The 15083-nt window shown below is 70.3% G+C and carries 17 protein-coding genes; 12 read left to right on the top strand and 5 right to left on the bottom strand.

Annotated features, from left to right (window positions below; all coding sequences use genetic code 11):
* The first annotated feature begins 103 nt into the window (after positions 1-103).
* From dnaK to C7C45_RS07190, 5 genes are all read left to right on the top strand, one after another.
* Complete coding sequence (gene dnaK, locus C7C45_RS07210; protein WP_110562856.1) at positions 104-1966, top strand: molecular chaperone DnaK; 1863 nt, start codon at positions 104-106, stop codon at positions 1964-1966.
* Positions 1967-2014: 48 nt separating this feature from the next.
* Positions 2015-2770 (top strand): nucleotide exchange factor GrpE, encoded by a 756-nt coding sequence (gene grpE, locus C7C45_RS07205; protein WP_110562855.1) that lies wholly within the window; start codon positions 2015-2017, stop codon positions 2768-2770.
* A gap of 85 nt (positions 2771-2855) precedes the next feature.
* Complete coding sequence (dnaJ, locus tag C7C45_RS07200; protein ID WP_110562854.1) at positions 2856-4034, top strand: molecular chaperone DnaJ; 1179 nt, start codon at positions 2856-2858, stop codon at positions 4032-4034.
* Between the two features lie 30 nt (positions 4035-4064).
* Complete coding sequence (locus C7C45_RS07195) at positions 4065-4505, top strand: heat shock protein transcriptional repressor HspR (protein ID WP_030332087.1); 441 nt, start codon at positions 4065-4067, stop codon at positions 4503-4505.
* Between the two features lie 136 nt (positions 4506-4641).
* Positions 4642-4836: a hypothetical protein gene (locus tag C7C45_RS07190; RefSeq protein ID WP_110562853.1), complete on the top strand. Its 195-nt coding sequence runs from the start codon at positions 4642-4644 to the stop codon at positions 4834-4836.
* A 93-nt stretch (positions 4837-4929) separates the two neighbouring features.
* Here C7C45_RS07190 and C7C45_RS07185 read toward each other — a convergent pair whose 3' ends face one another.
* The 3 genes from C7C45_RS07185 to C7C45_RS07175 form a co-directional block, all read right to left on the bottom strand.
* A complete protein-coding gene (locus tag C7C45_RS07185) occupies positions 4930-5361 on the bottom strand; it encodes a hypothetical protein (RefSeq protein WP_110562852.1) in 432 nt (143 codons plus the stop codon).
* A gap of 140 nt (positions 5362-5501) precedes the next feature.
* A complete protein-coding gene (locus C7C45_RS07180; RefSeq protein ID WP_110562851.1) occupies positions 5502-6707 on the bottom strand; it encodes a cation:proton antiporter in 1206 nt (401 codons plus the stop codon).
* 5 nt (positions 6708-6712) lie between these two features.
* Positions 6713-7213 carry a cation:proton antiporter regulatory subunit gene (locus tag C7C45_RS07175; protein WP_110562850.1) on the bottom strand — a complete coding sequence of 167 codons (501 nt, stop codon included), beginning with the start codon at positions 7211-7213 and terminating at the stop codon, positions 6713-6715.
* Positions 7214-7243: 30 nt separating this feature from the next.
* Between C7C45_RS07175 and C7C45_RS07170 the strand changes: the two genes are divergently transcribed.
* Positions 7244-8086 carry a beta propeller repeat protein gene (locus C7C45_RS07170; RefSeq protein WP_146247285.1) on the top strand — a complete coding sequence of 281 codons (843 nt, stop codon included), beginning with the start codon at positions 7244-7246 and terminating at the stop codon, positions 8084-8086.
* A 142-nt stretch (positions 8087-8228) separates the two neighbouring features.
* Here the strand turns inward: C7C45_RS07170 and C7C45_RS07165 are convergent, their stop codons facing one another.
* Positions 8229-8483 (bottom strand): winged helix-turn-helix domain-containing protein, encoded by a 255-nt coding sequence (locus C7C45_RS07165; protein ID WP_425271120.1) that lies wholly within the window; start codon positions 8481-8483, stop codon positions 8229-8231.
* Here C7C45_RS07165 and C7C45_RS34830 point away from each other — a divergent pair.
* On the top strand, positions 8407-8622 hold the full coding sequence (locus tag C7C45_RS34830; protein WP_110562935.1) for a hypothetical protein: 216 nt from the start codon (positions 8407-8409) through the stop codon (positions 8620-8622). The genes C7C45_RS07165 and C7C45_RS34830 overlap by 77 nt on opposite strands.
* Positions 8623-8777: 155 nt before the next feature.
* Here the strand turns inward: C7C45_RS34830 and C7C45_RS07155 are convergent, their stop codons facing one another.
* Complete coding sequence (locus C7C45_RS07155) at positions 8778-9914, bottom strand: epoxide hydrolase family protein (RefSeq protein ID WP_110562848.1); 1137 nt, start codon at positions 9912-9914, stop codon at positions 8778-8780.
* A gap of 84 nt (positions 9915-9998) precedes the next feature.
* On the opposite strand from C7C45_RS07155, the gene C7C45_RS07150 reads away from it, so the two are divergent.
* The 5 genes from C7C45_RS07150 to C7C45_RS07130 all read left to right on the top strand — a co-directional run bounded on the left by C7C45_RS07150 (position 9999) and on the right by C7C45_RS07130 (position 15061).
* A complete protein-coding gene (locus C7C45_RS07150; RefSeq protein ID WP_110562847.1) occupies positions 9999-10643 on the top strand; it encodes a TetR/AcrR family transcriptional regulator in 645 nt (214 codons plus the stop codon).
* Between the two features lie 85 nt (positions 10644-10728).
* On the top strand, positions 10729-13320 hold the full coding sequence (gene clpB / locus C7C45_RS07145; RefSeq protein WP_110562846.1) for an ATP-dependent chaperone ClpB: 2592 nt from the start codon (positions 10729-10731) through the stop codon (positions 13318-13320).
* 178 nt (positions 13321-13498) lie between these two features.
* Positions 13499-14125: a DUF4178 domain-containing protein gene (locus C7C45_RS07140; RefSeq protein WP_110562933.1), complete on the top strand. Its 627-nt coding sequence runs from the start codon at positions 13499-13501 to the stop codon at positions 14123-14125.
* 1 nt (position 14126) lies between these two features.
* A complete protein-coding gene (locus C7C45_RS07135; RefSeq protein WP_110562845.1) occupies positions 14127-14639 on the top strand; it encodes a DUF2617 family protein in 513 nt (170 codons plus the stop codon).
* Positions 14636-15061 (top strand): DUF4247 domain-containing protein, encoded by a 426-nt coding sequence (locus C7C45_RS07130; protein WP_110562844.1) that lies wholly within the window; start codon positions 14636-14638, stop codon positions 15059-15061. Before C7C45_RS07135 ends, C7C45_RS07130 begins: the two co-directional genes overlap by 4 nt.
* The last annotated feature ends 22 nt before the right edge of the window (positions 15062-15083 follow it).

Here is a 15083-nt window from a genome sequence, read left to right as displayed (position 1 = left end):
CCAGTTCACTCAACTTGTGGTGGGGCCCGCTGCGGGCGGTGCTCGCCAGGCAGCACGGGCGGTGCCCGTCACCTGCACAACCTTACGAAGCGAGGAAGCGAAGATGGCACGTGCGGTCGGTATCGACCTCGGCACGACGAACTCCTGCGTCAGCGTTCTCGAGGGCGGTGAACCCACCGTCATCGCCAACGCTGAGGGGTCGCGGACGACTCCGTCGATCGTCGCGTTCGCCCGTAACGGCGAGGTGCTCGTCGGTGAGGTCGCCAAGCGCCAGGCGGTGACCAACCCGGACCGGACGATCCGGTCGGTCAAGCGCGAGGTCGGCACGAACTGGTCCGTCGACATCGACGGCAAGAAGTACACCCCGCAGGAGATCTCGGCCCGGACGCTGATGAAGCTCAAGCGGGACGCCGAGGCGTACCTGGGCGAGCAGATCACCGACGCGGTGATCACCGTCCCGGCCTACTTCAACGACAGCCAGCGCCAGGCCACCAAGGAGGCCGGTGAGATCGCCGGCTTCAACGTGCTGCGGATCGTCAACGAGCCGACCGCGGCCGCCCTGGCGTACGGGCTGGACAAGGGCTCCAAGGAGCAGACCGTCCTGGTCTTCGACCTCGGCGGCGGCACCTTCGACGTGTCGCTGCTGGAGCTGGCCGAGGGCGTCATCGAGGTCAAGTCGACGAGCGGTGACAACCACCTCGGTGGCGACGACTGGGACCAGCGGATCATCGACCACCTGGTCAAGACGTTCCGTGGTGAGCACGGCATCGACCTCGGCCAGGACAAGATGGCCCTCCAGCGCCTCCGTGAGGCCGCCGAGAAGGCCAAGATCGAGCTGTCCGCCGCCACCACCACCAACATCAACCTGCCGTACATCACCGCTGGCGCGGCCGGCCCGCTGCACCTCGACGTGACGCTCAGCCGCGCCGAGTTCCAGCGGATGACGCAGGACCTGCTGGACCGCTGCAAGGGCCCGTTCGAGCAGGCCGTCAAGGACGCCGGGATCAAGATCTCCGACGTCGAGCACGTCATCCTGGTCGGTGGCTCGACCCGGATGCCCGCCGTGACCGACCTGGTCAAGCAGCTCACCGGTCGCGACCCCAACAAGGGCGTCAACCCGGACGAGGTCGTCGCCGTCGGCGCCGCCCTCCAGGCGGGTGTGCTCAAGGGTGAGGTCAAGGACGTCCTGCTGCTCGACGTGACCCCGCTGAGCCTGGGCATCGAGACCAAGGGCGGCATCTTCACCAAGCTGATCGAGCGCAACACCACCATCCCGACCAAGCGCTCCGAGGTCTTCACCACGGCGGACGACAACCAGCCGTCGGTGCTGATCCAGGTCTTCCAGGGTGAGCGGGAGATCGCGGCCTACAACAAGAAGCTCGGCACCTTCGAGCTGACCGGCCTCCCGCCGGCGCCGCGCGGTGTGCCGCAGATCGAGGTCGCCTTCGACATCGACGCCAACGGCATCGTCAACGTGCACGCCAAGGACCTGGGCACCGGCAAGGAACAGAAGATGACGATCACCGGTGGCTCCTCGCTGCCGAAGGACGACATCGAGCGGATGCGCCGGGACGCCGAGGAGCACGCGGAGGAGGACAAGCGCCGCCGCGACGACGCCGAGACCCGCAACGTGGCCGAGGCGCTCCAGTGGCAGACCGAGAAGTTCCTCGCCGAGAGCGGCGACAAGCTGCCCAGTGAGAACCGCGAGCAGCTCACCGAGGCGCTCGGCGAGCTGCGCGGCGCCCTCGGCGGTCAGGACATTGAGAAGATCAAGTCCGCGCACGAGAAGCTGGCGCAGGTCTCCCAGCAGGCCGGTTCGCTGCTCTACTCCCAGCAGGCCGAGCAGGGTCAGCAGCCGGGTGGCGAGGCCGGCCCGGGCGCGACCGGCCCACAGGCTGGCGCGCAGGCCGGTGGCGCCGACGACGTGGTCGACGCGGAAATCGTGGACGAGGACGGCAAGAAGTGACCGTCGGCCTCCGACACGTATCCACGGCGAATGGGATGAGGTAGCCGCATGACGCAGAAGCCACGAGCCGCCGACCCGGGCGACACCGGGTCGACGCCGGGTGGCTCCGCGCCCACGGAGCCGACCACCGGCGACGGGGAGCGGGTCGTCATCCGCAACAACCGCAAGCTCGTCGACACCTCCGAGCCGGAGGGGACCGCGGCCGACGCGGAGAACGGCGTACCGGCCGAGGGGCTGGTCGAGGACGCCGAGGTCGTGGTCGACGAGATCGAGGTCGAGGTCAACTCCACCGACGGACCGGAGCCATCCGGCCCGGCGGTGGTGGACGCCCCGGCGCAGCCGGTGGACGGCGGCGGCTCCAGCTCGCTCGGCGCTGAGCTGGAGGCGCTCCGGTCCGAGCTGGACGAGCGGACCAGGGACCTGCAGCGGGTGTCGGCGGAGTACGCCAACTACCGCAAGCGGGTCGACCGGGACCGCAACCTGGTGCAGGAGCAGGCGACCGGTTCGGTTCTGGCCGCGCTGCTGCCGATCCTGGACGACCTGGACCGGGCACGGGAACATGGCGACCTGGTCGGGCCGTTCGGCACGGTGGCGGAACAGCTCACCACCGCGCTGGGCAAATTCGGCCTGAACGCCTTCGGCGAGCAGGGCGATCCGTTCGACCCGACCCGGCACGAGGCGGTCGCGCACCAGACCTCGGCCGAGGTCAGCGAGCCGACCTGCGTACAGGTGATGCGGCGCGGCTACCAGCTCGGTGAGCGGCTGCTGCGCCCCGCGCTGGTCGCGGTCGCGGATCCGGAATAGTGCGAGACAGTGACCGGGCCGTCCCGCCCACCGCGCAGCGGTGGGCGGGACGGCCAGGCCGCGATGGTCGAAAGGGGGTGGACCGGTGAGTTCGAAGGACTGGATCGAGAAGGACTTCTACGCCGTGCTCGGCGTGGACAAGGCCGCCTCCGCGGACGACATCAAGAAGGTGTACCGCAAGGTGGCCCGGGAGTCGCACCCGGACCACAACCCGGGCGACCCCAAGGCCGAGGAACGGTTCAAGGCCGCGTCCGAGGCGTACAACGTGCTGTCGGACTCCGGGCGCCGCCGCGAGTACGACGAGATGCGCTCGCTGTTCGGCTCGGGTGCGTTCCGACGCAACGCCCGGGGCGAGGGGCAGCCGGGCGGCATGCCGTTCGACGTCTCCGACATGTTCGGTGGCGGTGGCGGTGACCGTCGCTTCGGAGGCTCCGGCTTCCAGGACCTGTTCAGCTCGATCTTCACCGGTACGCAGGGCGGTGGGCAGGCGGCGCCGCGCGGCCCAGGTCGTGGTCGGGACGTGGAGACCGAAGTGGCGCTGGACTTCGGTGACGCGGTGCGCGGGGTGACGCTGCCTCTGACGCTGCGCGCGCCGGGGGTCTGCGAAACGTGTCACGGCAACGGGGCCAAGCCCGGCACTCAGCCGCGTACCTGTCCGGTCTGCCATGGTGCCGGCGTGACCACCCGCAACCAGGGGTCGTTCAGCTTCTCCGAGCCGTGCCGCAACTGCCAGGGTGTCGGCACGGTGGTCGAGGAGAAGTGCCCGGAGTGCCACGGCAGCGGCGGTGTCACCAAGACCCGCACCATGAACGTGCGCTTCCCGGCCGGGGTGGCCGACGGTCAGCGGATCCGGTTGGCCGGGCGCGGTGAGCCGGGCGAGCGCGGCGGCCCAGCCGGTGACCTCTTCGTGCAGGTCAAGGTTCGGCCCGACGAGCTGTTTGGGCGTACCGGTGACGACCTGACGCTGAGCGTGCCGGTTACGTTCGCGGAGGCCGTGCTCGGCACGGACCTGCGGGTGCCCACGCTCGACGGCGCGGTGACCCTGCGGGTTCCGCCGGGGACACCGAGCGGGCGGGTGCTGCGTGCCCGGGGCAAGGGTGTGGTTCGCCGCGACGGGCAGGCCGGTGACCTGCTGGTCACGTTGGACGTGGTGGTGCCGGCCCGGTTGTCCGACGAGGCGCGTACAGCGTTGGAGGCGTTCGCCGAGCAGAGTCCGCCGGCGGCCCGGGAACATCTCGACGCACGGGTGCGTCGAGTCAGTTAGTCCGGTGAGATGGACGCGGAGGTGAGCGGGATGTCGGGCGAGTTCCTCGGTTCAGGCGACCCTGCCTACGAGGCCAAGGTGCTGATGATCTCGGTTGCGGCTCGGATGGCGGGGATGCACCCACAGACCCTGCGCCAGTACGACCGGCTGGGGCTGGTGCAGCCTGGTCGGGCCGCTGGCGGCGGGCGTCGGTACAGCGTCCGCGACGTGGTGTTGCTGCGCGAGGTGCAGCGGCTCAGTCAGGACGACGGGATCAACCTGGCCGGCGTCAAGCGGATCATCGGGCTGGAGCGGCTGTTGGAGCAGGCGCAGCAGCGGGTGGCCCGACTGGAGGCGGAGCTGGACGCCGCGTACCGCCGGGTGGCCGAGCTGGAATCACTGGCCCGCTTCCCCGGCCGGGATCTGGTGCCGACAAATCGCACGTCCACCGCGCTGGTGGTCTGGCGCCCTCGCCGTACGCCCGATCGCTGACCTGCCGCTTCTGACGGATCTGTCTCCTCGGCCCGGACTGCGCCGGATTTCCGGCGCGGTCCGGGCCGCTTCGGTAGCCTGTAATTACGGGTCCAATCGGCTTAATTCGGACCTGCCGGCATGGCGAGGGGGAGCGATGGCGGAGCAGGCGAAGAAGGCGGCGCAGCAGACGGAGGATCGGTTGGAAGACCTGGCCGAGACCGTCCGCAAGAAGTTCGACAAGGTGACCGAGGGGACCTATCGGGACCGGGTCGTCGCGGGCCGGTTCGCCGAACAGGGCGACCGTGGTGGCGACAAGGGCCGAGCCGGGACTGAACGCAAGCAGGACTGAGCGGATACCGACGTGCGGGCCGGGACTCACGGGGGGTCCCGGCTCGTTCGGCGTCGTCTTCGCCGTCACCGGTGGTGAAGCGAAGCCAGCAGTTCAGCCGAGGCGGCGGTTCTCGCGGACCAGGCCGCCCTCGCACCAGTCCCGGTAGGTGAACAGATCCGGTCGGGCCAGCAGCACCCGCCCGTTGTGCGCCCAGATCTTCATCAGCTCGTCGCCGTCCCGCTCGGCCTGCTCGACGATCTTGCGGAAGCGACGCTTGGGGTGCGCGCGGAAGTTCGTCCGGATGCCGTCGGCCGCGTAGATGTAGAGACAGTGCAACGCGAAGCGCCGCGCCGGACAGGTCGGATCCATCGCCAACTCGAAGAGCGTCAGCACCAGCCGGTCGCCGGAGACCAGCAGGTCCCAGTCGGGTGGCATGGAAGCCAACGGCACCGAATCGGGCTGGTATGCCCAAGCTCGCAACTCCGCCGGACTCGGATCGACGGGGTTGGCGAAGCCGTGGAACGTCGACTGCTGCACGCTCACCGGCCAACCTTCCGCTCTCGCCCGCGTCTGGCAACGCTGCCTGCGGACCCTGGCTGCTGGGGCGAAACGGTAACCCGCCGCCGGGTGCTGCGGTAGTACCTGTGCGGAGCAATTCAGCAACCGTTGGTCGGGCCGGGTCCTCAGTCGTGGATCGGCACCGGCGCTGGCCGCTGGGCCGCCGCGCGGTTACGTAGCCACCGCTTGAACCACGGGAAGTCCGGCAGCCGGGCGAGGATCGGCCCGGTCACCACGGTGATCAGGACGTACGTCGCGGCCAGCGCCGCCAACCGCGGCTCGACGCTGCCGGCGGCCACCGCGAGCCCGGCGATGACGATGGAGAACTCACCGCGCGGCACGAGTGCCAGGCCGGCCCGCCATCGACCGGGTTCGGCGATGCCGACCCGGCGGGCCGCGAGGTAGCCGGTGAGCGTCTTCGTCGCCATCGTGACCACGGCCAACGCGAGCGCCGGCAGCAGCACCGGCGGGATGTCCCGTGGGTCGGTGACCAGGCCGAAGAAGACGAAGAACACCGCGGCGAACAGGTCCCGCAGTGGCGAGAGCAACTCGGTCGCGTGGTGCGCCACCGGACCGGAGAGCGCGATGCCGACCAGGAACGCGCCGACCGCCGCCGACACCTGCAACTTCGCCGCGAGGCCGGCGATCAGCAGGGTCAGACCGAGTACGCCGAGCAGCAGCGCCTCCGGGTCCTTCGCCGACAGGGCGGACGAGATGAGGTGGCCGTACCGGATGGCGACCACCAGCACGAGCAGCACCGTGCCCACCGCGACGGCGAGTGCGATGCCGCCGCCGAGCAGGCCGGTGCCGGCCAGCACGGCGGTGACCAGCGGCAGGTAGAGCGCCATCGCCAGGTCCTCGATCACCAGGACCGAGAGGATCACCGGGGTTTCCCGGTTACCGAGTCGTCCCAGGTCGGCGAGGACCTTGGCGATCACGCCAGAGGAGGAGACCCAGGTGATGCCGCCGAGCACCAGGGCGGCCACCCAGTCCCAGCCGAGCAGCAGGGCGAACGCCGCGCCGGGCAACGCGTTGAAGACGCCGTCGATGAGCCCCGCCGGGGCCGCCGAGCGGAGGTTGCCGACCAGCTCGTTTGCCGAGTATTCGAGGCCGAGCATCACCAGCAGCAGGATGACGCCGATCTCGGCCCCGACCGCGAAGAACTCCTCGCTGGCGGCGAGCGGAAGTAACCCGCCGTGCCCGAACGCGAGCCCGGCGAGCAGGTAGAGAGGGATGGGTGAGAGGCCTACCCGGCGGCTGAGCCGGCCGAGGACGCCAAGCAGCAGCAGTAGCGCGCCGACTTCGACGAGCAGAGTGGTGGAATCGTGCATCCGCCTCAGCCGTCCGGGTCACTGTCGGCGAGGATGGCGGACACGCCGTCGAGACCCCGTCGGGTCCCGACAACGACCACCACGTCGCCGGCTGCGAAGCGGAAGGAGGGGAGTGGCGAAACGATCACTTCGCCTTCGCGCAGAACCGCCACGATGGAGGCGCTGGTGCGGGTACGCGCCTTGGTGTCGCCGAGCTTCCGGTTGACGTACGGCGAGCCGGCCGTGATGGCGATCTGCTCGGTGAGCAGACCGGCGGCCTGCTCACGCAGCCCGGAGAGCTGGCCGAGCATCAGCGACGCGCCGAGGATGTCGGCCAGAGCCTCAGCCTCGTCGTCGGTCAGCGGAATGTCGGCCTGGCAGGAGTCGGGATCGTCGGGGTCGTAGAGGACGAGATCACGGCGGCCATTGCGGTGGGAGACGACGCCCAGGCGGCGTCCGGACTCCGTCACCAGATCGTGACGCACTCCGATGCCCGGCAAGGCAGTCTGTTCAACGCGTACTCGCACCCGGGCAAGACTACCGCTTCGGAGACGCCGATGATCGGACGGAGATCAGGTCGGGCGGTGCTGCTGCTTGTACCCCTGTTGGCGGGGTGTTCGATCGACGAGGTCCGTTGGAAGCCGCCGACCCCGTCGTCCCGAGCGGCCGTCACCGCGCCGTCTCCATCGGCCGCCGTCGCAGAGGTACGCCGCGTCCGGGTCGCCGTTCCGCAGCGGTACGACCCTCCGTACGTCGAGTTCGTCGACGCCGAGCACGGCTACGCCCTCTTCGCCAACTGCGGCGAGCCGCCGCCCGGTGACGACTGTCCGGCGCGACTGCTCGCCACCGACGACGGCGGACGGTCCTGGCGGGAGGTGCGACATCCCCACCCGGCGGCGGAGAACCACCAGCTCTACGCCGCGCCGGGGGTTCTGACGTTGTGGAGTGAGCCGCACGGTTGGTGGACCTCGACCGACGGTGGCACCTCGTTTACGCACAGGCTGGACGGGCCGCCGCCGCAGTGGGTCGGCGCGCAGAGTCGATTCCAGTTGATCGAGGGCAGTGGGCAGGTCGGCGAGTGGGACGGCCAACGGCTGCGCCCGCTGGCCGCGCAGCCGCGCGTACCCGGATTGAACACTGTCGACGCGGGCGACGGCCAGCTGGTGGTCGCGGCCGGAACAAAGGACGGGAAGCCGTACGCGGCGGTCTCGTTCGACCGGGGGCGGAGCTGGCAGCAGACCCCGGTGCCGGCTCCCGACGGGCACGTTGGTGTGCTGCGGGCCGTGGTCGAGCGGGACGGTACGGCGTGGCTGGTCGGGGAGCGACCAGACCGCAGGTCCTTTCCGGCGCTGTGGCGACTGCGCCGAGGGTGGGATCCGATCCGCGCCGAGGGACGGTGACATCCTGCTCGGAATCGGCCAGGTGGCCGAACGCCGCTGGACGGAAATCATCCTCGACAAGTCCTGACGACCCTGGCTACGTGATCACCGTCAGAGATCTTGGACGAATTCGGCCCCTCCAGGGGCGCTTTCGCACCAAGATCTACTTCTCGGCCACGTACGTGCCCTTGCCTTGGTGGCCCTCGATCAAGCCCTCGGCTTGCAGGATCAACAGGGCCGAGCGGACCGGCTCGGCGGATACGCCATAGTGCGCGATCATCTCGCGCAAGGATGGCAGCTTGTCGCCTGGCGCGTATTCGCCAGAAGCGATCTTGTCGCGGATGTCCTGCGCGATGCTGGGGCGGACCGCGGGTCGGTCGCTGGCCTTTCTTGCCCGGATCGACCTTGGCGGGATCACCGTCTCGACCGAGGACGACCAAGGGGTACGACACTGGGTCTTCTGCGACCGGCGGCTGGACGGTGGCCGTCGCTGCGTGCTCCGCGCTGACCACGAAACCCCGTGCACCGCGCGGTTGCCCCGGCGAATCGGCCTTTAGGGGCCGTACAAAACCGTGATCGACTCGGTTTTCATGATGTCGCGGCGTCCTGGCGGTCCGGATACCGCGACTTTCTGGAAGTCGAGTGGATCAAGCGTCGGCGCCCGCCCCGGTCGAGCGGAGCGGGCACCGATCAATCGCACCGGACGCCGTGGTCAGCGCAGGCTGGCGAAGAACTCGCGGATGTCGGTGACCAGCACGTCGGTGGCCTGGTGGGCCGCGTAGTGGCCGCCGACGTCACCGCGGCCCTCGACGTCCGTCCCGTACGCCGTCCACCGGACGATGTTCGCGTGGTCCCGATCGGCGAAGCGACGGATGGACTGGAAGTCGCCAGGGAACATGGCCAGCGCGGTCGGCGCGGTGGTCGGCGCGGTCGGTGACTGCTCGGCGTGCGCGTCCTCCCAGTAGAACCGGATCGCCGAGGCGGCCGTCCCGGTGAACCAGTAGAGCGCGACATTGGCCAGGATGAAGTCGGTGTCCAGGCCCTCGTCGAAGAGTTGCGCGTTCCAGGCGAGCAGCCCGACCGGGGAGTCGGCCAGCGCGAACGCCAGGGTCTGCGGCAGCTGGCTGTGCACCTGGTTGAAGGAGAACTTGTTCTCGTAGAACCACTGCAGGTGCTTGAGCGCCGCCTGATCCGCCTCGGACAGGTCGGCGAACTCGGCCGGGTCACCCGAGGGGAACGAGAAGAGCTGGGTGACGTGTACGCCGAGCACGTGCTCCGAATCGACCCGGCCCAACTCGGGCGCGATCATCGAGCCGGCGTCGTTGCCGATCGCGCCGTAGCTGTCGTACCCCAGGCGGTTCATCAGCTCGGCCCAGGCGCGGGCCGTGCGGTGCCGGTTCCAGCCGGCGCTGCGGGTCGGGCCGGAGAACCCGAAGCCGGGCAGCGACGGGATGACCACGTGGAAGGCCGGGGCGTCCGGGTCGGTCGGCTCGGTGAGCGGGGCGATCACGTCCAGGTATTCCAGGACCGAGCCGGGCCAGCCGTGGGTGAGCACCAGCGGGGTGGCGTCCGGCCGGGACGACCGGACGTGCAGGAAGTGGATCTGCTCACCGTCGATCTCGGTGACGAACTGCGGGTGCGCGTTCAACTGGGCCTCGACAGCCCGCCAGTCGAAACCGTCGCGCCAGCGGTCGACGAGGGCGCGTACCCGGTCGGTGCTCATCCCGTAGGCGTCGCCGGCGCCGGGCAGCTCGGCGGGCCAGTTCGTGCGGCCCAGCCGGGCGGCGAGGTCGTCGAGAGCGATCTGCGGGATCTCGACGCGGAACGGGCGGATCGCGGTGCCGGTCATCTCGAACTCCTTCGGAACGGAATGTTTCGTTCTGCAATCAGAGTAGCAGACCGGAATGATCCGTTCCACTGTTAGTCTGAGGTCATGTCCACGACTCCCGGCAAGACGCTGGCCGGCCGCCGCGCCCAGGCCGCCCGCAACGACGAGGTCATCCTCGAAGCCGCCCGCGCGGTCTTCCTCGACGATCCGAAGGCGCCGATCGCCGCCGTCGCCGAACGTGCGGGCGTCGGCATCAGCGCGCTCTACCGGCGGTACGCGGGCAAGGAGGACCTGCTGCGCCAGCTCTGCCACGATGGGCTGCGTCGGTACGTCGCCGAGGCCGAGTCCGCCCTGGCCGAGCCGGACGACTGGGCCGCGTTCACCGGGTTCCTGGGTGGGGTGGTCGACGCCGACGTGCACTCGCTCACCGTCCACCTGGCCGGCACCTTCACGCCGACCGAGGAGATGGGCCGGGACGCGCTGCGTGCCAACGAGCTGGCAACCGCCCTGTTCGATCGGGCCCGGGCCAGCGGGCGGCTGCGCCCCGACGCGGTCGTACAGGATCTGGGGCTGCTGCTGGAGGCGTGCGCCGCGGTGCGCGTACCCGACTCGAAGCGGACCGCGGAGTTGCGCCGCCGCCAGCTCGCGGTGCTGCTGGCGGGCCTGTCGGCGGTGCCGGGCGCGGAACCGCTGCCCGGCCCGCCGCCGGCGGCCGGGGAGTTCGACTGGCGGTGGCGGCGCGGGGAGTGATGGGCGTCACGCGCTAAGGTTGAGCGGAATACGCTCAACTCTGGTTGTGTCCAACCCAATGGACAACGCCGATCCGGGGGAGCCCATGAACACCGAAAAACTCACCACCAAGAGCCGCGAAACCATCACGGGTGCTGTCGCGCTGGCCAACCAGCATGGTCACGCCACCGTGGAGCCCTGGCACCTGCTGCTGGCACTGCTGGACACCGACGGCTCGACCGCCACCGGTCTGCTGCGCGCCGTCGGGGCCGACCCGACCGAGCTGCGCCGGGCCGCCCAGCGCGCGGTCGACGGCCTTCCCGCCGCCCGCGGTTCCAGCATCGCCGAGCCGACCCTGGCTCGGGAGTTCGTCAACGCCATCGGCGCCGCCGAGCAGATCGCCCGGCCGTTGGGCGACGAGTACACCTCCACCGAGCACCTGCTCGCCGGCCTCGCCCGGGTGGGCGGCGCGGTGTCCGGGGCGCTGAAGACCGCCGGTGCCACCGAGGAAGCCCTGGTCGCCGCCTTCCCGACCGTCCGCGGTGGGGACCGCCGGGTCACCACCGCCGACCCGGAGCAGACCTATCAGGCCCTGGCCAAGTACGGCGTCGACCTCACCGCCAGCGCGCGGGACGGCAAGATCGACCCGGTCATCGGTCGCGACTCGGAGATCCGCCGCGTCATCCAGGTGCTCTCCCGGCGTACCAAGAACAACCCGGTGCTGATCGGTGAGCCCGGCGTCGGAAAGACCGCGATCGTCGAGGGTCTGGCCCAGCGGATCGTCACCGGCGACGTGCCCGAGTCGCTGCGCGACAAGAAGCTGATCTCGCTGGATCTCGGCGCGATGGTCGCCGGCGCGCAGTACCGCGGTCAGTTCGAGGAGCGGCTGAAGTCCGTCCTGGAGGAGATCAAGAACTCCAACGGGCAGGTCATCACGTTCCTCGACGAGCTGCACACCGTCGTCGGAGCCGGCAAGGGCGAGGGCTCGATGGACGCCGGCAACATGCTCAAGCCGATGCTGGCCCGTGGTGAGCTGCGGATGGTGGGCGCCACCACGCTGGACGAGTACCGCGAGCACATCGAGAAGGACCCGGCGCTGGAGCGTCGTTTCCAGCCGGTGCTGGTCGGCGAGCCGACGATCGAGGACACCATCGGCATCCTGCGTGGGCTCAAGGAGCGCTACGAGGTGCACCACGGCGTACGGATCACCGACGCCGCGCTGGTCGCCGCCGCGACACTGTCGGACCGCTACATCACCGACCGGTTCCTGCCGGACAAGGCGATCGACCTGGTCGACGAGTCCGCGTCCCGACTCCGGATGGAGATCGACTCCCGGCCGGTCGAGGTGGACGAGATCGAGCGGGCGGTCCGCCGGCTGGAGATCGAGGAGATGGCGCTGGCCAAGGAGCCGGACGCCGCCTCCGCCGAGCGGTTGGAGCGGCTTCGTAAGGAGTTGGCCGACAAGCACGAGCAGCTCACCGTGCTCTCCGAGCGCTGGCAGACCGAGAAGAGCCACATCACCAAGCTCTCCACCGCCAAGGAGGAGTTGGAGCGCCTCGGCGGCGAGGCCGAACGGGCCGAGCGCGACGGAGAGTTGGAGCGTGCCGCCGAGCTGCGATACGGCCGGATCCCCGCACTCCGGGTCGAGCTGAAGCAGGCCGAGGAGGAGCTGGCCCAGCTCCAGGCCGATGGCGCGATGCTCAAGGAAGAGGTCGGCGCCGACGACATCGCCGCGGTGGTCGCCTCCTGGACCGGCATCCCGGCCGGCCGCCTCCTGGAGGGCGAGACGGCCAAGCTGCTGCGGATGGAAGAGTCGCTGGGTGGTCGGGTGGTCGGCCAGGCCGAGGCGGTCGGCGCGGTCTCCGACGCGGTACGCCGTGCCCGGGCCGGCATCGCCGACCCGGACCGCCCGACCGGCAGCTTCCTCTTCCTCGGCCCCACCGGTGTCGGCAAGACCGAGCTGGCCAAGGCCCTCGCCGAGTTCCTCTTCGACGACGAGCGGGCGATGGTCCGCATCGACATGAGTGAGTACGGCGAGAAGCACTCGGTCGCTCGTCTGGTGGGTGCCCCGCCCGGTTACGTCGGCTACAACGAGGGTGGCCAGCTCACCGAGGCGGTGCGCCGCCGGCCGTACTCGGTGATCCTGTTGGACGAGGTCGAAAAGGCGCACCCGGACGTCTTCGACGTGCTGCTCCAGGTGCTCGACGACGGTCGGCTCACCGACGGCCAGGGCCGCACGGTGGACTTCCGGAACGCGATCCTGATCCTCACGTCCAACCTCGGGTCGTCGGTGATCGGTGACCTGACCCTGGCCGACGAGCAGCGCCGGGAGGGTGTCCTCGCCGTGGTCCGGTCGCACTTCAAGCCGGAGTTCCTCAACCGGCTGGACGACATCGTGGTCTTCGCCTCGCTGCGGGGCGACGACCTGCGGTCCATCGTCGACATTCAGCTCGACCGGATGCGAAACCGTCTTGCGGACCGCCGATTGGCACTGGACATCACCGAGTCCGCCCGGCAGTGGCTGGCCGAGCACGGCTACGACCCGATCTACGGTGCCCGACCGCTCCGTCGCCTGGTCCAGACCGCAATCGGAGACCAACTGGCCAGGGCACTGCTCGCCGGGACGATCCGAGACGGCGACACCGTCAAGGTCGACCTGGCCGACGCGAAGGAAGGGTTGTCCGTCACCGCCGCCTGATCCGTCGCACCCGGGCCGACCCCGCCTTTCCGGCGGGGTCGGCCCGACCCGTCCTCCGCCCCCGATGGCCCCCCACCGGAACGCTCCGTAGCTGCCGCATCACCAGCCAATGATGAGGTTTCTCCAGGTGCGCGGGGTTGTTACCGTTCCCGCCGACGCACTTGGGGAGGTGGTCGGCATGAACGGTCCCGTGGCGTATCTGGTGACGGCGCTGGGGTGTCTGATCGGAGTCGCCGGGGTCGTGGTGGCGGTGGTGGCGGTACGCAAGGGCCGTAGGGCCGCCCGGCCGGCGGCACCCGCAGACCCGTTCCGGGACACCGACAGCGACGCGCTCCACGGTGACCCGCGCACGCTCAAGCCCGGCGACATCGTCGAGATCCGCCGGGTGTCGTACGCGGTCCGGGGCTCGGTGCATCTGAATGAGGGCGGCTGGAGCTGGGCCGAGCACCTGCTGGACACCGTCGAGGGCGACAAGCGCTGGCTCTCCGTGGAGGAGGACCCGGACCTGGAGTTGGTGCTCTGGACCGCCGAGCCGGCCGCCACGATCACCCCGGGTGCGCCCACTCTCGACTTTGCCGGCCGTCGCTACGCGGCAGAGGAGTCCGGTCAGGCCCGCTTCACGGCCACCGGCAGCACCGGCCTCGACCCCAGTGGCACCCTTCGATACCACGACTACCGTGCCCAGGGCGGCGAACGGCTCTCCTTCGAGGCGTACGGCCAGGCCGGCTGGGAGGTCGCCCGGGGCGAGCAGCTGCACCGCGCCGACGTGATGGTGTACCCGCAGGCCGGGCCGGAGGCCAGCTGACGTGTTGGTGAGCCTGCACACCCCGTACGTCGACACCTGCGCCGCCGACCTGAGCCTGGCACTCGGCGGCCCGGAGCGGCCCGCCCTGCACGTCCGCGACCTCACGCTGCCCGGGGACGTCCGGCTACGGCTGCGCCTGCTCGGCGCGTCCCACCAGGTCGTGCTGGCCGAACCCGGCGGTGCGGCCGGACTCACCGAGACGGTTGCCTGCCTGCCTGGTCGGCCGCCGCACCTGCCCGGCGCCCTGCACGACGAGGCGGGCGGCTACCGCTTCACCGCCAGCGTGCTGCGCCCCGCCGACGGTGAGCTGCACACCCGGATCGCCGGGCTCCGCGCCGACCTGGCCGACGACCCGTACGCCCTGGTCGGAGTGTTCCCCGGTGACCCGGACGCGGTCACCGCGCTGGCCGCGCGCACCGACCTACCGCACGGGTCGGTCGGCTGGCGTACCTGGCACGCGTACCCCCAGACCAATGAGCTGGTCCTGACCGAGACGGTGGTGGCACTGCGATGACATACCGACGCTGGTTCGTGGTGGGCGCGGCGGCGGCCGTGGTCGGCGTGCTGGTCGCGGCCTTCGCGCTCGTCAACGGCACCTTCTCCCCGCGCGGCTACGTGCAGGACAAGTACTCGCGAGCGGCCAGCCGGGACATCGGCCGGGAAGCGACCGCGTACACCTCGTCCAAGTCACCGACCAGGGTCGCCAAGGAACTGACCGACGCGTGGAAGCCGTCCGACCGGTACGCCGACGGCAGCGGCGTCTACCTGCGCTACGACGACGACTCGGTGGTGATCCAGCCGCTCGCCGCCGGCTCGGTGATCCTGCTCGAAAAGATGAACACCGCTCACCCCCGCTACCACTCGATCGTCGGGTCGTACTGGGGCTGGGGTCGCGGCAGCAGCGTTCGGGGCGGCGGCCCCGGCACCGGCAAGTAGTCCGACGCCCGACCCCTTCACC

This window comes from Micromonospora arborensis (genome assembly GCF_003205615.1).
Classification (GTDB): Bacteria; Actinomycetota; Actinomycetes; order Mycobacteriales; family Micromonosporaceae; genus Micromonospora; species Micromonospora arborensis.
This window is presented reverse-complemented; position numbering and strand designations above follow the sequence as displayed.